Source organism: Paraglaciecola sp., from assembly GCF_051252315.1.
GTDB lineage: Bacteria > Pseudomonadota > Gammaproteobacteria > Enterobacterales > Alteromonadaceae > Paraglaciecola.
The window spans coordinates 16239-36931 of sequence record NZ_JBPOFP010000001.1 but is presented as its reverse complement, the minus strand read 5'-3'; the positions used below and the strand labels follow the sequence as shown (position 1 = coordinate 36931).

Genomic DNA, 20693 nt, shown 5'->3' with positions numbered 1-20693 from the left:
CACCATAAGTGAGGCTTTATTATTTATATATTAAGAAAATATGCTAAATAATAAAGTTAACAATGTAGTTATAGTAGGCGGTGGTACTGCAGGTTGGATGACTGCATCACTATTAGCGAAAACCTTTGGTTCGACACTTAATATCACTTTAATCGAGTCAGATGATATTGGTATTATTGGCGTGGGTGAGGCGACAATACCTCCTCTTATTCATTTCAATGATGAATTGGGCATTGACCCAGCTGTCTTTATCAAAGAAACCAAAGCCACTATTAAGCTCGGTATTGAGTTTCAAAATTGGGGTGAACTTGGTGAAAGTTATATGCACGCCTTTGGAGATATTGGCAAGAGTTTTCCTTTGTGTGATTTCAGTCACTTTTGGGTTAAAGCCAAACAAGCTAATCTCGATTTTAATTTTTGGGATTTTTCGATTAATTATCAATCAGCAAAAAGAAATGCCTTTGCTCCTTTAGATAAAGTTCCTGCATTAAATCTTCCCGGTATAGCATTTGCCTTTCATTTTGACGCGGGCTTGTATGCTAAGTTTTTGCGCAAATACAGTGAAGCAAGAAATGTAAAACGTGTTGAAGGAAAAGTGGTTAACGTTAATAAATGTGCAACAACTGGCGCTATTCAAAATGTGGTTTTAGAAAATGGTGAAATCATATCGGGTGATTTGTTCGTTGATTGTTCAGGGATCCGTGGATTGCTCATCGAAAAACATTTAAATACCGGTTATGAAGATTGGTCGCATTGGTTGCCTGCTGATAGTGCTATTGCGGTGGCCTGCGAGTCAGTAGAGCCGTTAACTCCTTATACCAAGTCTATTGCTCATGACTCAGGTTGGCAATGGAGAATCCCCCTGCAACACCGCACCGGAAATGGCATGGTGTATTCGTCAAAATACATGACAGATGAAGCAGCCAAACAAACTTTACTTGATAATTTAGACGGTAAACCTTTAGCTGAACCTAGGGTTATTCGGTTTAAAACTGGACGTAGACTTAAACAATGGAACAAAAACGTTGTAAGCATTGGATTGTCTAGTGGATTTCTCGAGCCTTTAGAATCGACCAGTATTCACTTGATCCAAAGTTCCATTGTACGTTTGGTTAAAATGTTTCCTCATAATGGCATCAGTGAACATGTTGAGTGTGAATATAATCGACAGTCTAAAACTGAATTTGAGAAAATCAGAGACTTCATCATTCTGCATTATAAATTAAATAGAAGAACTGACAGTCAGTTTTGGCTTGATTGCCAAAATATGGAAGTACCTTACTCACTAAAACATAAGATGGATGTGTTTAAAGAGTCAGGTTTGGTATTTCGTGAAAGTGAAGAACTCTTTACCAAAATTGCTTGGCAACAAGTGTTTATTGGACAAGGGCTAATTCCTGACGACTACCACAGGCGCGCTGATCAACTGAGTAATCAAGAGCTCAAAGATTTATTAACCAGTGTTAAAGAAGTGATCGCGAAAACAGCGGATAAGATCCCTAATCACGGCGACTATATTCAAACCTGTTTATCTTCTTTACCTAAACACTAACCAACGCCTCCAATAAATACTTCTTATAACCAGCGTATATCGCTGGTTTTCTATTTATATCAGTTATTTAAAGTAAATCATCTTATGTAATACCAATCCGTATTGATATGTGATCTCTCAGAATGCATCCAGCGGTTTTTGAACAAGGCGTCGGTATGTAGGAATGGTTGTTCCCTTTTAAATACTGAGAACGCAGGGTAAAAGCCGCTGGGGCATTCCTTTCAGGCGAGTTTTAAATTCTCGCTGAGTGCACACTTATCAATGCGGATTGGTATAACCAGCTTTGCTCGTTACATACGTATGCATAAGTTGAATACGTATGCATCAAATGTTGCATTTATTAACCAAGCGTTAACATCTGTTGTGAATTTTAAGTTAACAGTTATTTGGCTTATTTCGAGGCATTAATACAAATACCCAGATAGTGACACATAACGATAGCGGGACACATAGATGAAAAAATTTAGACCCAGTTTAATTACCACAGGACTAATAGCGATCGGCTTAGTCTTGGGCAGTACAACGTTGTACGCACAAGAAACCGAGGAAAAACCGAAAGTTGAACAAGACATGGAACGAATTGAGGTCACGGGTTTTTCGACTAGCCTGATCCAATCCCTTAATCAAAAACGTTTCAGTGACACAGTATCTGAGCAACTTTCTGCCGATGATTTAGGGGGATTACCAGATGTGTCTATGGCTGATGCTTTAACCCGTTTACCGGGGATTTCAGCAGTGCGTACTGGTGGGCAAGCCGCCGAAATTAATATTCGTGGTTTATCTGGCGATTTTGTGTTCTCCACCTTAAATGGTCGAGAGCAAGTCTCTACCAGTGGTGATCGTTCCATTGAATTTGACCAATATCCTTCAGAGTTAATTACATCTGCGGCCGTGTATAAATCACCTAAAGCTTCACTGATTGAAGGTGGTGTAGCAGGTACGGTTGAATTACAAACCGCTAGCCCTCTAAGTATCGAAGAAGACTACAAACTAAGTTTTAATGCGCGTGGCATGTTCAACGACCGTGCAGGAGAAGTATCAGACGCAAAAGAGTTTGGCGACAGGTTTAGTATTGCTTATCAAACCAAGTTTTTGGATGACACATTGGGAGTGGCATTTGGTTATGCTCGTTTATTTCAACCTAGTGTTTCAACACAGTTTATTGGTTTAGCGTCTAACGCAGAGGCTGATGTGGATGGTTTACCTAACGACACCGATGGATCAGAAGCTTGTCCTGAATGTGAAAACATCAGCGAAGGTTTTGAGATGCAGCACAAAGGGGGCGAAGAAACCCGTAATGGTTACATGGCTGCCATTGAATGGGCGCCAGTAGATAACTTCACTCTTAAAACCGATGTGTTTTTATCTGAGTTTGAATCAGAAGAATTTGCCCGTGGTTTTAGAGTAAAACTTGGGGGCGCACAAACATCTATTACTAACCCGATCATGTCTGGCAATGATGTCATCGGTGGAACCTTTAATCGTACTTCTGGTAGTTGGACTCGGGTTGAGCTGGTTAATGATGATAATCAGGACTCGGACGAAGTATTTAACTTTGGTGTGAACGCAGACTGGCAAGCGACAGACAATTTAAATTTATCTTTAGACGTGAGTTTATCTCGCGCTAAAAGTGATTTTCGTAATGGATTACTGTGGAGCTTAGTGGCCGATGACGCAATAGCGGTCAACCCCAAATTCGACGAAAATGTGTCCATTAGTTATGGATTAAATGGTTTGAACTTGCCTGATCTTGCCTTTAACCAAGCAGATGCTTTTTCTGATCTTAGCCGAGTAATGGTCAGTAAATACGGTATATATCCTTTTGTAAATGAAGATGAGTCCAAGGCCATTCGCTTTGATTTAGAGTATGCCTTAGATAATGATTATATTTCTTCTATTGAGTTTGGTGTTAGGCATTCTGAGCGTGAGTATTCTAATGATCGTTCAGTGTTTGAGTACGGCAATGACTCTGCTTTTTCAGTGAGTCAACCGCCCTTGCAACTGACACCAGATATGGTTGAAATAGTGGAGTGGCAAGGAGAGTTTGGTTATTTCCCTGCTTACCCGTCCATTGATTTAAATTCAGCCTTAAGCGCTTGGTTTCCTACTGGAATTCCTCAGCCAGTACAAACATGGGGCACTGGGCATCCAGGAGTGGTTAATAGCCCAACCGACGGTGAAGGTCCAAATACCGCGTGGTCTGTACAAGAAAGTGGGGATGTGACAGAACAAGTGACGTCTGCATATATCATGGCTAATTTAGACATGGAGTTAGGTGATTTACCTATCACTGGTAATATTGGCGTTCGTCGGGTTGAAACGACCCAAGGTTCTACTGTTTTACAATTAGCTACTCAACCTATTGTAGATCCCGACACAGGTGAAGTGATTGATGTCCGTGGTGACCCTGCATTAGGCGCTCAGTATATTACTGACCAAGCGGGCTTAATTAATGACCACTTTGCGCCAGGTTTTTTAAGTGATAAATATACAGACTACTTACCATCACTTAATTTAAATTTCTCTATTACTGACAACTCCCAATTACGTTTTGCCGCGGCTAAAGTGATGGGGCGTGCACCAATTAACCGTTTTGCGGCTAATTCAACTAGTAATATTCAAACCGTTACTGCCAGTCAAAATCCTGATACGGGTGAAATTACCCTTTCCTCACAAACAGCTAAAGTCAGCGGACAAAGTAGAAATAGTCCATATTTACGTCCGTTTTATGCCAATCAGTATGACTTGTCTTACGAATATTACTTTGAAGATACGGAAGGTGCCTTTGTTGCCGCTGCTTTTTATAAAGATATTCAATCCTTTATCGAAGATATTGCCATTGACCCATATGACTTCGCTGGCAATGGATTTCTGTTCCCAGAAAGCATCGAAGTTCCAGTCTTTGTTGAACCCGACGAACCAGGTGCAGCCCCACAAGAAGCACTAAATGCCAACGGTGAGCAGATTTTTGTCACAGTGCCCACTGAAAATGGACGATATGAAACAGCCGTCAATAATGCCAAAGGTGGTTATATTCGAGGTATTGAACTGACGTATACACAAATCTATGACTTCTTGCCCGGCGCTTGGTCTGGCTTAGGTTTGAGTGCCAGTTACTCCTTTACAGAAAGTGAAATCACCCGAGCCTTAAGTAGCTCGGTATTTTCTACCCAACTACCAGGTTTGTCGGAAAATGTAGCACAAGCCACTTTATTTTGGGAGCACGAAGGATTCGAAACCCGTTTAAGCACTCGTTACCGCGACGCTTTTGTATCGCAACAAGTGGCGGTAAACGAACAAGTAGTGAATTTTGATTCTGAAATTGTGATGGATTATCAAGCGTCATATCAAATTAATGACAACCTAGGCGTCGTATTTCAAATTAATAATTTAACCGACGCGCCTACTAGAAGTTATTTCGGTAAAGAAGATTTGACCGGGACGATTCAGTTTTTTGGTACTCAATACTTCTTTGGAGTGACGTACTCATTATGAAACTTTCAATCTTAAATCCAATTCAGTTGATTTCTTTGCTAACTAAAGCAAAAAATCCTAATCAAATACAGAAAACATTGGAGCATTTACCTATGTTTAAGCGAACTAAAGCGCTAGGAATTATTTCTATCATGTTGTCAGCTTTTGTATTGGCAGCATGTGGTGGAGCGAGTGTTGAATCAGGCACAAGCCAATTATTAACCTGTGATGTACCCATGGTACCGAATGAGGCTGGCAGTGCTTGTGTTGCACCACCGCCTTTTCCTTGTGATCCACCTACAGTAGCAAACGAATCAAACGATGGTTGTGTAGTAGGAGCTGACCCAACTGCACCTGAACCATTTATTACACCTAACCAAGATCAGGCCGTACTTTATTATAATCGTGCAGCTGTGGGAGCCGATAATTCCAATAATGACCCTTCTTATGAAGGGTACCGGTTACATACTTGGAATAACGATGCCTGTGATGCCTATGCTGATAGTGATACCGATTGGGCAAATGGTCGTGTTCATGACGGTGTAGATGCTAACTATGGCGCGTACTGGGTGTTAGATCTTAAGCCTGGATATGCAGGAACTGCTGCGGCCTGTGGTAACTTTATTATTCATATTGGTACCGACGGTGACGGCAAAGAAATGGGTGGTGGTGATTTCACTATGCCTTTGTCTCAGGATGATCCTGATTTTACGCGCATGAATTTTACCTTTTCTGGGGTTGCGTCGGTATTCGAATATGCAATTACTTCTTTAGGTGAGCAACCGGTTAAGGTTGAAGGTCAAGCCGCTCATTGGTTAGACGCCAATACCATAGTATGGAATGTCGACCCTTCTAGTTTTGTTAGTGCCAAATTACATTATTCAGCAAACGCTGATTTATCAGTGGATTTAGAGACTGGTTTAAGTGGTACGGTACTTGATTTAGAACCTGTAGATTTAACTGAAGAGCAGCGAGCCATTGCGCCACACTTAGCTGATTTCCCTGCCTTTCAAGGTACGTGGACTGCCGATGACGCTAAACAAGTATTAAAAGCTCAAGCTGTGCTGGCTTCATACGATAGTGAAGACAAGCTTAATGGTGCCACCGGCATTCAAATTGCGAATGGCATAGACCAACTTTATACCACTGGCGATAACGATGCAGATGAAGCTAAGTTGGGGCCAATTTATAACGACGATGGCAGTATTAGCGCTGTGGTATGGGCACCTACTGCGCAAAACGTGAAATTAAAATTATTTAATGCCGACAAAACCTTAGCTAACACCCATGATATGTCTCTGGATGAAAATTCTGGTGTGTGGTCATACACAGGTGGCAACGAATTAGATCGCGCTTTATATCGCTTTGAAGTAACGGTATATCATCCAAAAGCTGAAGGGGTACAAGTATTAAATATTACTGACCCATACTCAGTGAGTTTATCCACCAATAGCCGATTCTCCCAGTTCGTAAACTTAAATGATGACGATCTAAAACCAGAAGGTTGGGATTCACATCATATTCCTACCATAGAACACTTTGAAGATGCGGTAATTTACGAAGGTTCTATCCGCGACTTTAGTGTTCGAGATCAAAGTACCAGTGCGGCAAATCGAGGTAAATATTTAGCCTTTACCGAAGAGGGCAGCGCACCAGTTGAGCATTTAAGAAAACTGGCTGAACACGGTTTAACCCACTTCCATATGTTACCCGCGAATGATATTGCCAGTATTGAAGAAGATCCTGCCAAAGTAGTAGATATGACTAGCACTGTAGGGGATTTATGTAAGTTAAACAAAGACGCGGCCATTTGTGACGACGGCTCTGTGTCTGAGTCTATGATCTTAGGTGACTTGTTTGAAAGTTACGACCCAGTATCAGAAGCAGGTAAAGCACAAGCGTTAGCCCAAGATATGCGCGGTGTCGATCAGTTCAACTGGGGTTACGACCCGTTCCACTTTAACGTGCCCGAAGGTAGCTTCTCTTCTGATGCTGAAGGTGTAGCGCGAATTAAAGAAATGCGCGCCATGAACCAAGCCTTACATGGATTAGGTTTACGGGTTGCCTTAGACGTAGTGTATAACCATACCAATGCTTCAGAGTTATACAGCAAGTCAGTGCTAGACAAAGTTGTGCCAGGCTACTACCACAGGTACGAGACTGACTCAGGCTCTATCGTGCGTGAAACTTGTTGTGATGACACTGAGCCACGCAATGTGATGATGGAGAAGCTTATGCTGGATTCATTAGTGTTGTGGACAACTGAGTATAAATTTGATTCTTTCCGTTTTGATATTATGAGTCAGGCAAGTAAACAATCTATGGTTCGTTTGCGCGACGCTATCACTATGTATGACGAAGATAACTACTTCTATGGTGAAGGCTGGACTCGTGCTGATAGAGGTTACGAACAAGCTAATCAGCCAAATATGGCGGGCACAGAAATTGGTACGTATAACGACCGAATTCGTGAAGCCGTGCGTCAAGGTTTGATCTTTAGCCAAGAGCCAAGTGATGGGGCTTTATCTGCTCAAGATCGCTTAAAAATGAGTTTAGCTGGTACCTTAACCGATTACATTCTAGAAGACTTTAATGGCGTGGCCTCTAAAACTAGTGCCCTAGGTGGTTATGCCACAGATCCAGCTGACATTATCAACTATGTGTCTAAACACGATAACGAAACCCTGTGGGATCAACTGAACTATGTGTTGCCAAATGACTTAACCTTAGCCGAAAGAGTACGTGCACAAAATATTGCCGCCACTATTCCTTTAATGGCCCAAGGCATTCCATTTTTCCAAATCGGCGGTGATTTCTTACGCTCTAAGTCTATGGACAGAAATACCTACGATTCAGGAGATTGGTTTAGTTATGTCGACTTTACTATGCAAACTAATAACTGGAACGTGGGTTTACCTTTGGCTCAAGATAACGAAGCCCGTTGGAATGAAATTGGCTTGTTTATGAATAGCCCAGAACGTGCTGCTAGCATGTCTGAAATAGAGTTTGCTTCGAGCGTATTTAACGAAATGTTAAGTATCAGAAGTGGTTCATCTTTATTCAGATTGACCACAGGCGAAGACGTTATTGACCGTATTGGTTTCCACAATATTGGTAAACGTCAAACTCAAGGCCTAGTGGTGATGAGTATTGATGACGGCGCTTCGAATGATGTGGAAGTGCCTAGAGCTGATCTTGATCCTATGTTAGATGCCATAGTGGTTGTGGTAAATTCAAGTTATCAAGAACAGTCTCATACAGTAGCAACTGCCACTGGTTTTGAATTGCATTACACTCAAGCTTCATCGGTTGATCCTATCGTTCGTGGTGCTAGTTTTAGTGCTGGAGAGGGCGAAGGTACCTTTACTGTTCCGGCTTTAACTACTGCTGTTTTTGTCAAGCCACAGGTGGGTGCACAAGGTATAGGTTTATCTGCTTTTGCAACCGCAGGTGCACCAGATGTAGTGCCTTTCGGAAGTACCACTGTTTATATTCGCGGCAGCTTAAATGGTTGGAGTGAAGACAATCCTGCGACTTATGTAGGCGATGGTATCTATCAAGCGAACATAGCCTTAGCAGCCGGTGACTATGAGTTTAAGATAGCCTCAGCTGATTGGTCGACTGTGGACTTTGGTTCTAACGAAGTCGATGTGGCGCTGGGTGTGGATAAAGTCATGGGCAGAAGTCAGTCCAACTTAAAAATGACCTTAACCGAAGACGCTACCCTCAAGTTTAGCTTTGACGCCAATGACGTGGATGCGCCAATTCTAATTGTTGATTATGAAGAGCCTTTCTATGGAACCACAGTGTTTATTCGTGGTTCATTGAACGGGTGGGGGGAAGGAAATCCAATGGATTACGCCGTTGGCGGTAAGTACTCCACCACAATAGACTTAGCCGCAGGGGATTATGAGTTCAAAATTGCTTCTGCTGATTGGTCTACCGTAGATTTTGGTTCGGCAGAATCTGATGCTGGCGTATCGATTGCGCTAGCCGAAGTGTTGGGTGTGAGTGGCAGCAATATGACTATCACTGTGGCGCAAGATGGTGCTTATACCTTTGTGTTCGACGCATCTAATTTAACTGAACCGACAGTCACAGTATTTGATGCTGAAATGTTTGGCGATACCACAGTATTTGTTCGTGGTAGCTTAAACGGCTGGGGTGAAGCCAATCCATTAATTTTTGCTGATGATGGCAGTTATTTCACCGACATCGCCTTAGATGCAGGAGATTACGAGTTCAAAATTGCATCTGCCGATTGGGCCACCGTTGACTTAGGTTCAGGTGAAGAAGAGGTAAGCGTTAATGTAGACGCTGCTAAAATATTAGGTTTTAAAGGCAGCAATATGACGATTAATATCGCCGAGACAGGAACTTACCGCTTTACTGTTGTTGGGCCTGATCCGTCGGCACCTACTGTGTTAGTAACACTCATCCCTTAGTTTAGCTTTAATGACGTTTTAGCCGCTCGAATGAGCGGCTTTTTTTTAAGCAAGGTTTTGAATACTTTTAGGGTTATTTAATGAAATTGGTATTATTCAGATCAAAAAAAGTAAAAGATTAATGTGATTAGGTTAGGCAATAAAAAAGCCAACATAATGTTGGCTTGTTTCTAAGTTGTACTAGCTAATAAACTACATCAAATAACTAAACACTTATATTGACTTGAGAGCCTACTCTTTCGCCAGCTTGCGGAGCGTTTTCCTGCGTTGCCGTTGACTCGAGCTTTTCTTGCTGTTGCTCGGCTTGAACCACTTGTTGTGGCGAACCGCTTTGAGTCGGTGCACTTTGAGCTATTGAACCGGCTCCTGCTGATCCTACGTCCATATCGTTCCCCTAATTAAGTAATTATCTATTTTGTCAGTTTAGTTGTTTATTATTTATTCTGCTAGGGGAAAATTATTGCTCCTAGGGTCGATTGCATGTTTTCAGCAATGATTGGTTGAGCTTTCTTATTGGGATGTATGCCATCTTTTTGCATTAAATTTGTATCTAAGGCTATGTTTTCTAAGAAAAAAGGTATCAACTTTACATCTAGCTCAGAGGCTAATTCTGTATAGGTATTTGAAAACATACGAGTGTATCGTTTGCCATAATTGGTTGGAATTTGCATCTGTTGTAATAAAACATTCACCCCGTTATCTTTAGATAAATGTATGATTGATTTAAGGTTTTCTCGCATTTTTTTCACTGGGTGGCCTTGTAATCCATCATTTCCACCTAATTCTATAAATATATGACTAGGTTGATGTTGTTCAAGAAGTCTAGGTAGTCGAGCTAAAGCTCCGTCAGTGGTTTCACCACTGATCGCTGCATTGATAACTGTGATGGGTTTATCTTTCCACGCATCTTGTAACAAACTTACCCATCCTTGCTCTTGCTTTAGACCATAGGCAGCGCTTAGGCTATCACCTAGTATTAATAATTTTATTTGTTTGGCTTGTAAGTGATCCGAAATCATTAACAAGGGTATAAGTAAGAATATCAATTTAAATTTGTTTGACAAAAACTGAGTATTAAGAAACAACACTATGACTCCAAAAATAATGATTAGTACAAAGGCTATCAGTAAAACAGTAAAAACAACCCAAGGTGAGTTACAGATCCTCCAGCCAATTAGTTTTGATGTCAAGGCCGGTGAGTCGGTTGCCATAATTGGTGCGTCCGGTTCAGGAAAATCGACTCTATTAAGTTTATTGGCCGGTTTAGATGAAGTGACTGAAGGCGAAATTCATCTTGATGGTGAAGGCATGCACAGTATGGATGAAGAGCAAAGAGCGCAACTTAGAGGTGCCAAGGTCGGGTTTATTTTTCAAAGCTTTATGTTAGTCCAAAGTTTGACTGCGATTGAAAACATCATGTTACCCGCAGAGATTGCTGGTCATAGTGACGCTAAACAAAGGGCATTGGAAATATTGCATAAAGTAGGTTTAGATCATCGTGCGAGTCATTATCCAAATCAACTGTCGGGTGGTGAACAACAACGAGTGGCTATCGCTAGGGCGTTTATTTCACAGCCTAAAATACTTTTTGCAGACGAGCCTACCGGAAATTTGGACGCCGCGAATAGTGAAAAAATTGAAAAACTTTTATTTGAATTAAACCAAAACTCGCATACGACTTTGGTACTGGTTACCCACGATCAAGAGTTAGCAGATAAATGTGAAAGACAACTCCATATGCAAGCTGGTGAATTAACAGAGGTATTTATACAGTCTGAAACAGTAGAACCTGCAGTCAGTGTAGGTTAAATGATATGAATTATACTTTTAGTTTAGCCTGGCGTTTGTTTCGCCATGAAACCAAACGTGGCGAATTAACCATCATTTTATTAGCCATAATTCTGTCTGTGGCTTCAGTGTTGTCTCTTTCTTTATTTAGTGAGCGATTACAACAAGCTCTTAGTGACAAAAGTGCAGAGTTTATCGCTGCAGATCGCGTGTTATATGCCAGAAAGCCGGTCGACGAAGAATGGATAACACATGCTCAGGGAATGGGTCTAAATACTGCACATCAAGTCTATGCTCGTTCTATGGTATTTGCTAATGAGCAAATGGATTTAGTAGATTTAAGAGCTGCAGATATTGGATACCCCCTTAAAGGTAAAGTGAAAATATCGCAACAGGCATTTAGTCCTGGTGTGGTAACCGAAGAATTGCCGAGCTCTGGAGAAGCCTGGATTGAGTCTCAATTATTTCAAACCTTAGGTATTTCAATTGGAGATAAAATTGAGGTCGGTGATAAAGAATTTACCGTCACTCAAGTTTTAAGTGAAGTACCTGATGCAGGTTTTAGTGTTTTCGGTGGTGATCCTAAAGTATTGATACCTAGGGCTGATTTAGCCGCTACTAATATTGAAGGCCCTGGAAGTCGTATTGGTTACAGTTATTTTTATACGGGTTCCAAAGGTGATTTGGATGATTATCATGACTGGCTTAAGCCACAACTAGACAGGGAAATTCATGATTGGGATTCTGTAGAAGATGAAAGTTCTGCAATTGGACGTTCAGTCGGTCGGGCAGGGCAGTACTTTTTGTTAGCGAGTTTGTTAGCCATAGTGCTTGCTGCTGTTTCTATTGCTGTGGCTGCGCAAAGGTATAGCCAACGGCATTATGATCCTGTTGCTATCATGAAAACACTTGGCGCCCCTAAAGGCATGGTACAAAAGATATATTTATTGCAAATTTTATTTATCACTGCTCTAGGTATTACTATTGGAGCGATCTTAGGGTTTGTTATTCAGCAACTTGTGGTAAGCGCAATTGCGGATAAAGTAGATGTCTCAATAGATGTGTGGCATTGGCGTCCTTTGCTTATTGCTATTTTCACTGGAACAGTCTGTGCCGTATTGTTTTCGTTATATCCTTTATTAAAGTTATTTTCTGTTTCGCCTTTAAGAGTGTTAAGGCGAGATTTAGGCGCAAATTTGAGTTCTCGGGTAATTCAATTTGTGGCGTCTGGAGGGGCTATATTTTTATTGATGTGGGCTTACAGTCAAAACCTTAAAGTGAGCGCAATTTTGTTTGTGTCTGGCATTGCTTTAGTCATTGGTTTGTTACTCGTTACCTATGTGCTCATTTGGGCGGGTCGCAAAATGGGCCAAGGTAAAATGGGAGCATGGCAACTTGCTTGGGCTCGGATCCACCGTAGAGCAATGGATAATAGTGTGCAGCTGATAAGTTTTGCTGTGACGATTATGCTGCTGCTGGTGGTGTTAGTAATGCGAAACGATATGGTGCAGCAGTGGCAAGATCAATTGCCAGAAGGGACACCGAATTACTTCTTGGTAAACATTAGCCAAACCCAGCAACCAGAACTAGCTAAACATTTTTCGGACAATTCGGTCGATATTAAAAAGTTTTATCCCATCGTACGAGGTCGCTTTGCAGCCATAAACGACGAGAAGGTGCGTACAGCAGTCTCTAAAGAAGATCCTGATGAGAAAAACCAGGGGCGTAATGGCCTTGGCAGAGAAGCTAACCTCACTTGGAGTAATGAGTTACAAAATGGCAGCAAAATCATTGCTGGAGATTGGTTTGGTGATAACCCCTTGGAAAATGATGACCCGAGTGAACATCAGGTGTCAGTGGAAAAAGGTATCGCTGAGCGTATCGATATAAAATTGGGTGACAAATTAACTTTTAACATTGGTAGTGAAATTGTCAATACACGCGTGACCAGTTTACGAGATGTTAATTGGCAGTCTATGCAACCCAATTTTTTCTTTGTTATCGAACCACGAGCCTTGCAACATTTTACGCCGACTTATATTTCGAGTTTTAATTTGCCAACGGCGAGAAAGACCGAAGTGACTCAACTTATGCAGCCTTTTGCAAATGTTACCTTGATTGATGTTGATGCAAGAATTAACCAATTACGGAATATTGTTGATCAGGTCTCTTTGGCCGTTGAATTTATTTTAATCTTAGTTTTAGCAGCAGGCTCTTTAGTACTGATTGCCCAAGTGCAAGCGAGTATGGATGAGCGTCAACAGGAGTTAGCTATTTTGCGAACTTTAGGGGCAAAAGGCCGATTGATCCGCGCGAGTGTGGTGTTTGAATTTGTGATTATTGGGGTTGTGGCTGGCATTATGGCAGCGCTTGCTAATGAGCTAAGTTTATATATGTTACAAACCCAAATATTCCAAATGCAAGCTAGTTTACATTGGGAGTATTGGGGAGTGGCACCTGTAGCAGGTGCAATTGTGGTTGGATTGTTAGGCGCGTTAGGTTGTTGGCGTTTGTTATCACTCAACACTAGTCACTTGTTACGACAAATGGTTTAGAATTTAGCCGCCTAATAAATTGGAAGCTTTAAATGCACTGCCTAAATATAAATGAGGCGGTGCATTTTTAGTTTGATTCAAAGATTATTTTTTAACGCAATGAAAAACTTGTGATAACTCGGGATAGACAAATTTGTATCCGCTGTCGAGTAAACGTTTGGGAATAACTCGCTGTCCATAGATAAGTAAATCGGCCATTTCTCCCATCATTTTTCGCAAAACAAATTCAGGTACTCTAAAGAAACAAGGTCTGTTTAAGGTGGCGGCAAGTTTTTTACTGAACTCTTCATTGGTAACTGGGTGAGGGGCAGTGAAATTATATACGCCACTACAGGTTTCATTTTTAATTAGGTGCACTATACCTTGCAGCATATCTTCTAAATGGATCCATGATAAATACTGTTGGCCGTTTCCAATTGGACCGCCTAAACCCCACTTAAAAGGTGTTAACATCTTGTACAGTGCCCCACCTCTTTTGCTAATCACTACCCCTGTACGCAAAATACATACGCGGGTTTTATTTGATTCTGCTTGTTTGGCTAAAAACTCCCAGCGCTCACACAATTGATGACTAAATTCATCATGTACCTGGTCAAAACTCTCATCGATTTCGGTGTCATCTTGACGACCGTAATAACCGATGGCTGAGCCGCTAATAAAAACTTTAGGTGGCGTGTCACTATTTTTAATCAGCTTTACTACTTTTTCGGTAATAGACCAACGGCTTTCTTCAATACGTTTCTTTTGTTCTATCGTCCATTTTTTATCGGCTATCGGTTCGCCTGCTAAATTTATAACTACATCATAATCATTAACATTCTCGAGCAAATCTAAATTCGAAATAAAGTGAATTTTATGGCCTAATATTTTCTCAGCCATGGCTACATTTCGGGTGTAAACCGATACTTCACTTGGTCTTAATAGAGGAATGAGGTTAGAACCAATTAACCCAGAACCTCCTGTCATAAGTATATTCATCATATCCCTTGTAAATTAGTTTCGCCTAATAGCACAACACTTGTCTTATTTATTACAAGATAAACACAAAGACACCGAATCTGCAAAGCGCAAAGCATGAGGTTTATCAACTTCTGCTTCAGCATAGGTTACCCACGGATGTTCCGCTGCAATTTCTAATACGTCTGCGGTAAGTTTTTCTAACAAAGAAAAGCGATTATTTTCCACTAGTTGAATGATTCGTTTGGTAATGGTTTTATAGTTTAATGCATCTTCCATATTGTCAGAATCTGTTGCTTGATCAGCTTTGTAGTCGATTTTTACGTTAACCACCACGTCTTGCATATTGGTTATTTCGTCTTGGTTAATACCAATATAAGTACGTAACCTTAGATTTTTGATTCGAATCGTAGCTGGGTTCAGCGTCATTATTTGTCCTTGTTAGTTCTTTTTTATTCAGTGCTATAAAACACGATACAGATCTGTTAGTTTGCTAACAAGGTATTCATTCAGAATTATACAATGCAAGTCAAACTTCAAACTTCAATAAAAGTACTATTAGTATTAGCCTCCATCGTAGTCATTTTGGCTGGTATTAAAGCCGCCAGTGCCATTGTTGTACCATTTTTATTATCCGTTTTTATAGCTATGGCCTGTAGTCCAATCATTACGCTTGCTAACCAGTATAAATTGCCTCGAGCATTGGCTGTAATATTGGTGATCCTCATTATTGTCTGTTTTGGTTTGATTATGGCCGGTTTAGTAGGCCAGTCTATGAATGAATTTAGCCAAAATATGCCTAAATATAGAGCTCAATTAGTTGAGGAGTTTGCTTGGGTTATTGGCCAGTTAGATGCTTTAAACATTAGTGTTGATAAGCAGCAATTATTATCTTACTTAGATCCAGGGGCTGCCATGAATATGGCAACTAACTTATTGTCTAGCTTAGGTGGTGTGTTAACTAACTTTTTACTGATTTTACTCATTGTCGTTTTTATGTTGTTTGAGGCTGAGTCTATTCCTAAAAAAATCCATATTGCCCTTGATGATCCCAACATGAAAATGCAACAAATTGATAAGTTTTTGCAATCTGTGAAAAATTATTTGGCGATTAAAACGCTCGTTAGTTTAGGCACGGGTTTAGTGGTGGGGGTATGGTTGTATGTTTTAGGTGTTGATCATTTTTTACTTTGGTCTGTACTGGCATTTTTATTGAATTATATACCTAACATTGGGTCAATTATTGCGGCAGTGCCTGCAGTATTATTGGCATTTGTACAGCTTGGTGCGGCAAGTGCTGGATTAGCAGCATTAGGTTTTGTGGTTTCAAATATGATCATGGGTAATGTAGTAGAGCCTAGGTATATGGGGCGGGGATTAGGTTTGTCCACCTTAGTCGTATTTTTATCTTTGATTTTCTGGGGCTGGTTATTAGGTACTGTTGGGATGTTGTTATCTGTGCCATTAACAATGATCGTTAAAATAGCCTTAGAATCGAGCCCTGACACTCGGTGGATAGCGCAGTTATTGGCCAGTGATGTTGGTAAACTAGAGGCTAAATAACCCGATTTCGGGTTAAATAACGATTTACATAAGAAAGCTAAATATCAACAGTAAATTAGAATAAAACTGTTTAGTTTCAGCCTATTAAACGTATCTTTTTTTAACCTGAATATGCTTGATTTAGTACCTATTTGGAAATTCTTGTATATAATTGTTTTAAGTTTTATTTAGTTATAGTTTTATGTCTGTAGCCACAAAATTAATTACTAATATATCATTAGCTGTATCGTTTGCTTTAAGTACATATTGTATGGCCGATGCTAACGATGACCTGTTTGATATGTCTTTAGAGCAACTTTTAGATGTTGAGGTTATAACTGTATCTAAACGCAGTGAGCCCATCACTGAAGCTCCTGGTGTGGTGACAGTGATTAGTGCCGCTGAGATTAAAGCTTACGGCGCACGTAACATTAAAGACATTTTATTACGCCTGCCTAATTTTTATATGTTTGACTCTGCAACTTTTACCGCTTCTGGTGTCACAATGCGAGCGGGTGCCACCCAGCATCTTAATAATCATGTTTTGTATTTAATCGATGGTAGGCCATTACGTGAGTCTCAAAATGGAGGATTACAGACAGATATTAATTTGTTGTTTCCAATAGACGCTATTGCGCGCATTGAAGTAATCCGAGGACCAGGATCGGTGTTGTACGGTAGTAACGCGTTTAGCGGTACCATCAACTTTATTACCAAAAGTTCTGTAGACACTCGTTCCGCAAAATTAAAAACACAAGCCGGTAGTGATCAATACTGGGCCAATACTGCAATGCTGAAATTAACGTTAGGCGAATCAGGCAATGTATCCTTGTTTGTTAATAATTTAAAAGATGATGGGGCACTGATTAGAGCGATTGATGAAAAAGGTGTCGATGGAACAAGTATCTTATATCGAGATGGTAAAAGTGCGTATATGCAACTTGATTATCAAGGATTTTCGATAAATGGTATGAGTAGTGATTTATCTATGCCTATGTTAAGTGGTGCAAATTTTTGGAGTAACAAAGCTGATTTAAACCTAAAACGTGACTATCTAGATGTAGGGTACGACTTGGATATTAATGATAATTGGTCCACGTCTTTCCATTACACCTACAATAGACAAGAGCGAAATATAGCGCGTCCTTCAGGTATAAATTCAAATTATTTGGCTAATGGCTATCAATATGAGTTAACTGTTCTTGGTAAAATAGGTCCAAATGTTAATTTAGTAACAGGTACTGTTATTGATGTTGTTCGTGGTGATTTAGGTCTGCAAGGTGGCGCCTACCGCAGTAAACGTGAAGGTGTATATTCGCAAATAGATTATCAAATGCAATCGTCTTCGAAAGTATCTATGGGGTTGCAATGGAATAGAGCCCAAGGCCATAGTGAAGTGTCTCCTCGGTTTGCTTTTATTCATCGCTTCAATAAATACTGGATTTCTAAAATACTCTACGCTGAAGCTTTTCGTTCACCCTATGGTTCTGAGTTGTTTTTCGAAGCGAGCTTTTTACAAGGTAACCACTCACTTATTCCTGAACAAATAAAAACAACTGAAGGTCAGTTAATTTACACTGCATCTGATTTCAGTTTAACCGGGACGTTTTATCATAATAAAACCTCAGAAACGATCGGCAGAGCCATAGTTGATGGTGTAACAAGTTTTGTGAATTTAGCGGGTAACGTGAACTTTAATGGCCTTGAATTAGAATCAAGTTGGAGAATAAACTCGCAATGGGCTATTCAAGGGAATTATTCATATCAACTGAATGAAAATGAATCTGGGATGAAAGATGTAATAGGGGCATCCCGAATGATGGCTAAAGTGGGATTTAGTTACCAGTCATTAAATGGAATACAAGTTGGCCTTTGGAATAGCTATTTTGGAAAAGTAAGCAAGTTAGAAAACAATCCCTACTACAGTATTAATATTGTTAATCCAGAGGCTGGTGCTTACAATTTACTTAGCGTAAACGTTTCAATGAATTTGGCTGATGTCTTTGAAAAAACAAGCTTAAAAGGCCTAGAGTTGTCTATTTATGCCGATAATATTCTTAATCAAGATGTGTGGTTTGCCGACCTCTCACGTTTTAAAGTGAATTCATACCCCCAGTCCCATGCTAGAGGTGTCTTCGCATCCTTATCATATTCTTTTTGAGTCCATTTTTTAATTCAACTGATTAACTGCTTAAGCTATTTGAATTACCTAGTTTAGTTTTATAGTTTCTATTTAAACGCCTGTTATTTTAAGCCTGAGTCATTAAACATAGATTTCATTTGATTGGCGAAAGCTACAAACTTCTCTTTGATGGTTTGTTTAATCTTGATATCTAAACCGCCAAATAATACTAATCCTTCAATGGTGATAGTTGGAGCTTGTCTTGAAGCAATTGATGGCGCAGTGTTATCTATGCCACCTAACATACAAAATGCTTTGGATATAACGTTGACGTTTTCTGGTACGTAAATGTTATCACCACCCAATAAGCAAAATATTCTTACAGTTACATTAGGGCTGGTGAATATGGCATCGGTAAAGTCTATGTCAGCCCCACCTAAAATACTCACTATGCGCACTTCGCTAGGCACAGTCCATTGCCCACTTCGGTTGGAACCACCTAAAATATTCACTATGGTTTCTGGTTCTTCAGATTCGCTAGCGGAATAATTTACATTGAACTGGCGTTCTTTTTGGGCATTTTGCTTAGAGAATTGTTCATCTTTAGGTATTTCTAGGTCTTTGGCTAGGTCGACTATTTCTTGATGATTGGTACTAGCCATGGCTTGATCTAATCGTCTTTCGAAAGCTTTATCAGAAATAATGCCGTGGCTGTAATTGTATATAAGTGTATCAATCACTTCTTCACGCACTTTTTCAATTGGACGATCTTCTAGAATAACAGCCATAACCTTTCCTTAAACTTTTGCAATAAACCTATATTAGTTTTATAGAAAAGCAGTTTATATGCCAGTTTAAATATCTAGCCTATTCAATAGGTTAGATATTTAAATGGAATTTACAAAAGTGAGATTAACTATATTTTGGTGTATTTTACTAATTATTAAGTGTAGACATGAACGTTAGAGTGATTGCCGCACCACCTAGGTGACTCTGGTTTATTTCCAATTTACCTTGGTAGGCAGAAACCAGGTCACTTACCACAGCCATGCCAATTCCTTGGCCTTCTTTGTAACTATCTAGGCGGGTGCCCCTTTTTAACAAGCTTTGTTGTTTGTCGGCGGGTATACCTGCGCCATCATCTTCAATTGTGAGCTGCAAGTTATTTTGCACGAGTTTACTTGTGACTAAAATATTGTGTAATGCAGCCTTACAAGCGTTATCAATTACGTTACCTAAGATCTCCATTAGGTCTGTCATGTCACCCAGAAATTGACAATTTTGATCTTCCTCTTGGTAAGTTAATTCTAAGCGTTTATCTGCATATACTTTAGCCATTGCACTCAACAACTTGTTAACCACGGGTTTAACTTCAATGCTATTGTCAAACGCCCCTGTGGTGCCAGCAACGGCTCGCTTTAGTTGCCTTTGAATTTGCATGTCAATTTGATTGATTGGCTCTCTAGCGTCATTTGGGAGCTCAGAATTGCCTGATAGTACTGCTAAGGGAGTTTTTAAACTGTGAGCAAGATCACTTAAGCTATTTTTATATCGGCTTCTTTGCTGTTCTTCAGAATCTAGAAGGTGATTAATGCTGGTTTTTAGCTTTTCTAATTCTGGAGGGTATTGTTGATCTACACGTTTTAATTGGCCTTTTTCAGCAAGGCGTATTTGCTTATTCAGTTTACTTATCGGTAACAAAGCTGCGTTCAAACTAATTAACAATAATACCAACAATAAAATCGCCACTAAACCCAGCCATTTCCATAAAGTATTAGCGAACTTTTGTTTTTCTGAATCAAATACTTGCTTGTCTTGAAGAATATAAAAGCTGACTGCTTGATAGCCTTTAGTGTGTTCAAACTCTGCGGTGTATGCATATAAAAAGTATTCATTATGAAAACTGAAATCTTCTTCACCAATAGCGGGGCCTGCAATATTGGGTATATCTTGCCAGTTTAGCGTTGAGAGTGACTGCCACAATACCCCTTCTTGCGATTGAATAAACGCGTACAGTCCAGAGCCTGGAATATTAAATTCATCGTTATACAGTTGCTCAGGCATAACAGCTCGATGCTTTTTGAATTCAAATTCAGAAATTAAACTCAAGCTCTGCACTCTAAGTTGTTGCAACATCGATTGGGTAAGGCTGCTATTAAAGGCTTTTTCTAGTGTAAATGCAGTTAAAGGAATGAAAATTAGCAACGCCAGCAGTGCCGCTGCAAAGGTTCTCAATCGTAATGAAAGGTTTTGCATCA

The 20693-nt window shown here is 40.1% G+C and carries 13 protein-coding genes; 7 read left to right on the top strand and 6 right to left on the bottom strand.

The annotated features are described in order from the left end of the window. Positions 1–40 precede the first annotated feature (40 nt). From ACSHXM_RS00165 to ACSHXM_RS00155, 3 genes are all read left to right on the top strand, one after another. Complete coding sequence (locus ACSHXM_RS00165) at positions 41–1552, top strand: tryptophan halogenase family protein (protein WP_435686663.1); 1512 nt, start codon at positions 41–43, stop codon at positions 1550–1552. A gap of 453 nt (positions 1553–2005) precedes the next feature. Beyond that, complete coding sequence (locus tag ACSHXM_RS00160) at positions 2006–5047, top strand: TonB-dependent receptor (RefSeq protein WP_435686662.1); 3042 nt, start codon at positions 2006–2008, stop codon at positions 5045–5047. Positions 5048–5139: 92 nt separating this feature from the next. After that, positions 5140–9471 carry an alpha-1,6-glucosidase domain-containing protein gene (locus ACSHXM_RS00155; RefSeq protein WP_435686727.1) on the top strand — a complete coding sequence of 1444 codons (4332 nt, stop codon included), beginning with the start codon at positions 5140–5142 and terminating at the stop codon, positions 9469–9471. A gap of 205 nt (positions 9472–9676) precedes the next feature. Here the strand turns inward: ACSHXM_RS00155 and ACSHXM_RS00150 are convergent, their stop codons facing one another. After that, entirely contained in the window at positions 9677–9856 is a 180-nt protein-coding gene (locus ACSHXM_RS00150; RefSeq protein ID WP_435686661.1) for a hypothetical protein, read from the bottom strand. A gap of 61 nt (positions 9857–9917) precedes the next feature. Further along, the gene (locus ACSHXM_RS00145) at positions 9918–10490 is read right to left on the bottom strand and encodes an arylesterase (RefSeq protein WP_435686726.1); all 573 of its coding nucleotides are present in this window, start codon (positions 10488–10490) and stop codon (positions 9918–9920) included. A gap of 70 nt (positions 10491–10560) precedes the next feature. On the opposite strand from ACSHXM_RS00145, the gene ACSHXM_RS00140 reads away from it, so the two are divergent. Both ACSHXM_RS00140 and ACSHXM_RS00135 read left to right on the top strand, forming a co-directional pair. Beyond that, complete coding sequence (locus tag ACSHXM_RS00140) at positions 10561–11280, top strand: ABC transporter ATP-binding protein (protein WP_435686660.1); 720 nt, start codon at positions 10561–10563, stop codon at positions 11278–11280. A 5-nt stretch (positions 11281–11285) separates the two neighbouring features. After that, positions 11286–13814, top strand: coding sequence for an ABC transporter permease (locus ACSHXM_RS00135; RefSeq protein WP_435686659.1), 2529 nt, complete (start codon positions 11286–11288; stop codon positions 13812–13814). An 84-nt stretch (positions 13815–13898) separates the two neighbouring features. Here ACSHXM_RS00135 and ACSHXM_RS00130 read toward each other — a convergent pair whose 3' ends face one another. Further along, positions 13899–14792, bottom strand: a complete 894-nt coding sequence (locus ACSHXM_RS00130; RefSeq protein WP_435686658.1) for a TIGR01777 family oxidoreductase — start codon at positions 14790–14792, stop codon at positions 13899–13901. Positions 14793–14837: 45 nt separating this feature from the next. Further along, the gene (gene folX / locus ACSHXM_RS00125) at positions 14838–15200 is read right to left on the bottom strand and encodes a dihydroneopterin triphosphate 2'-epimerase (protein WP_435686657.1); all 363 of its coding nucleotides are present in this window, start codon (positions 15198–15200) and stop codon (positions 14838–14840) included. Between the two features lie 93 nt (positions 15201–15293). Here folX and ACSHXM_RS00120 point away from each other — a divergent pair, with 93 nt between their 5' ends. Both ACSHXM_RS00120 and ACSHXM_RS00115 read left to right on the top strand, forming a co-directional pair. Further along, positions 15294–16334: an AI-2E family transporter gene (locus tag ACSHXM_RS00120; protein ID WP_435686656.1), complete on the top strand. Its 1041-nt coding sequence runs from the start codon at positions 15294–15296 to the stop codon at positions 16332–16334. 181 nt (positions 16335–16515) lie between these two features. Next, positions 16516–18474: a TonB-dependent receptor plug domain-containing protein gene (locus tag ACSHXM_RS00115; RefSeq protein WP_435686655.1), complete on the top strand. Its 1959-nt coding sequence runs from the start codon at positions 16516–16518 to the stop codon at positions 18472–18474. A gap of 83 nt (positions 18475–18557) precedes the next feature. On the opposite strand, the gene ACSHXM_RS00110 is transcribed toward ACSHXM_RS00115, so the two are convergent. Together ACSHXM_RS00110 and ACSHXM_RS00105 are read right to left on the bottom strand one after the other, a co-directional pair. Then, positions 18558–19223: a DUF1707 and DUF2154 domain-containing protein gene (locus tag ACSHXM_RS00110; RefSeq protein ID WP_435686654.1), complete on the bottom strand. Its 666-nt coding sequence runs from the start codon at positions 19221–19223 to the stop codon at positions 18558–18560. 148 nt (positions 19224–19371) lie between these two features. Continuing rightward, positions 19372–20691, bottom strand: coding sequence for an ATP-binding protein (locus ACSHXM_RS00105; RefSeq protein WP_435686653.1), 1320 nt, complete (start codon positions 20689–20691; stop codon positions 19372–19374). Positions 20692–20693: the final 2 nt, after the last annotated feature.

Excerpts from the sequence above, each read along its gene's own strand:
- ACSHXM_RS00165 (WP_435686663.1), top strand. The coding sequence starts at position 41 with ATGCTAAATAATAAAGTTAACAATGTAGTTATAGTAGGCGGTGGTACT.
- ACSHXM_RS00160 (WP_435686662.1), top strand. The coding sequence starts at position 2,006 with ATGAAAAAATTTAGACCCAGTTTAATTACCACAGGACTAATAGCGATC.
- ACSHXM_RS00155 (WP_435686727.1), top strand. The coding sequence starts at position 5,140 with ATGTTTAAGCGAACTAAAGCGCTAGGAATTATTTCTATCATGTTGTCA.
- ACSHXM_RS00150 (WP_435686661.1), bottom strand. The coding sequence starts at position 9,856 with ATGGACGTAGGATCAGCAGGAGCCGGTTCAATAGCTCAAAGTGCACCG.
- ACSHXM_RS00145 (WP_435686726.1), bottom strand. The coding sequence starts at position 10,490 with ATGATTTCGGATCACTTACAAGCCAAACAAATAAAATTATTAATACTA.
- ACSHXM_RS00140 (WP_435686660.1), top strand. The coding sequence starts at position 10,561 with ATGACTCCAAAAATAATGATTAGTACAAAGGCTATCAGTAAAACAGTA.
- ACSHXM_RS00135 (WP_435686659.1), top strand. The coding sequence starts at position 11,286 with ATGAATTATACTTTTAGTTTAGCCTGGCGTTTGTTTCGCCATGAAACC.
- ACSHXM_RS00130 (WP_435686658.1), bottom strand. The coding sequence starts at position 14,792 with ATGAATATACTTATGACAGGAGGTTCTGGGTTAATTGGTTCTAACCTC.
- folX (WP_435686657.1), bottom strand. The coding sequence starts at position 15,200 with ATGACGCTGAACCCAGCTACGATTCGAATCAAAAATCTAAGGTTACGT.
- ACSHXM_RS00120 (WP_435686656.1), top strand. The coding sequence starts at position 15,294 with ATGCAAGTCAAACTTCAAACTTCAATAAAAGTACTATTAGTATTAGCC.
- ACSHXM_RS00115 (WP_435686655.1), top strand. The coding sequence starts at position 16,516 with ATGTCTGTAGCCACAAAATTAATTACTAATATATCATTAGCTGTATCG.
- ACSHXM_RS00110 (WP_435686654.1), bottom strand. The coding sequence starts at position 19,223 with ATGGCTGTTATTCTAGAAGATCGTCCAATTGAAAAAGTGCGTGAAGAA.
- ACSHXM_RS00105 (WP_435686653.1), bottom strand. The coding sequence starts at position 20,691 with ATGCAAAACCTTTCATTACGATTGAGAACCTTTGCAGCGGCACTGCTG.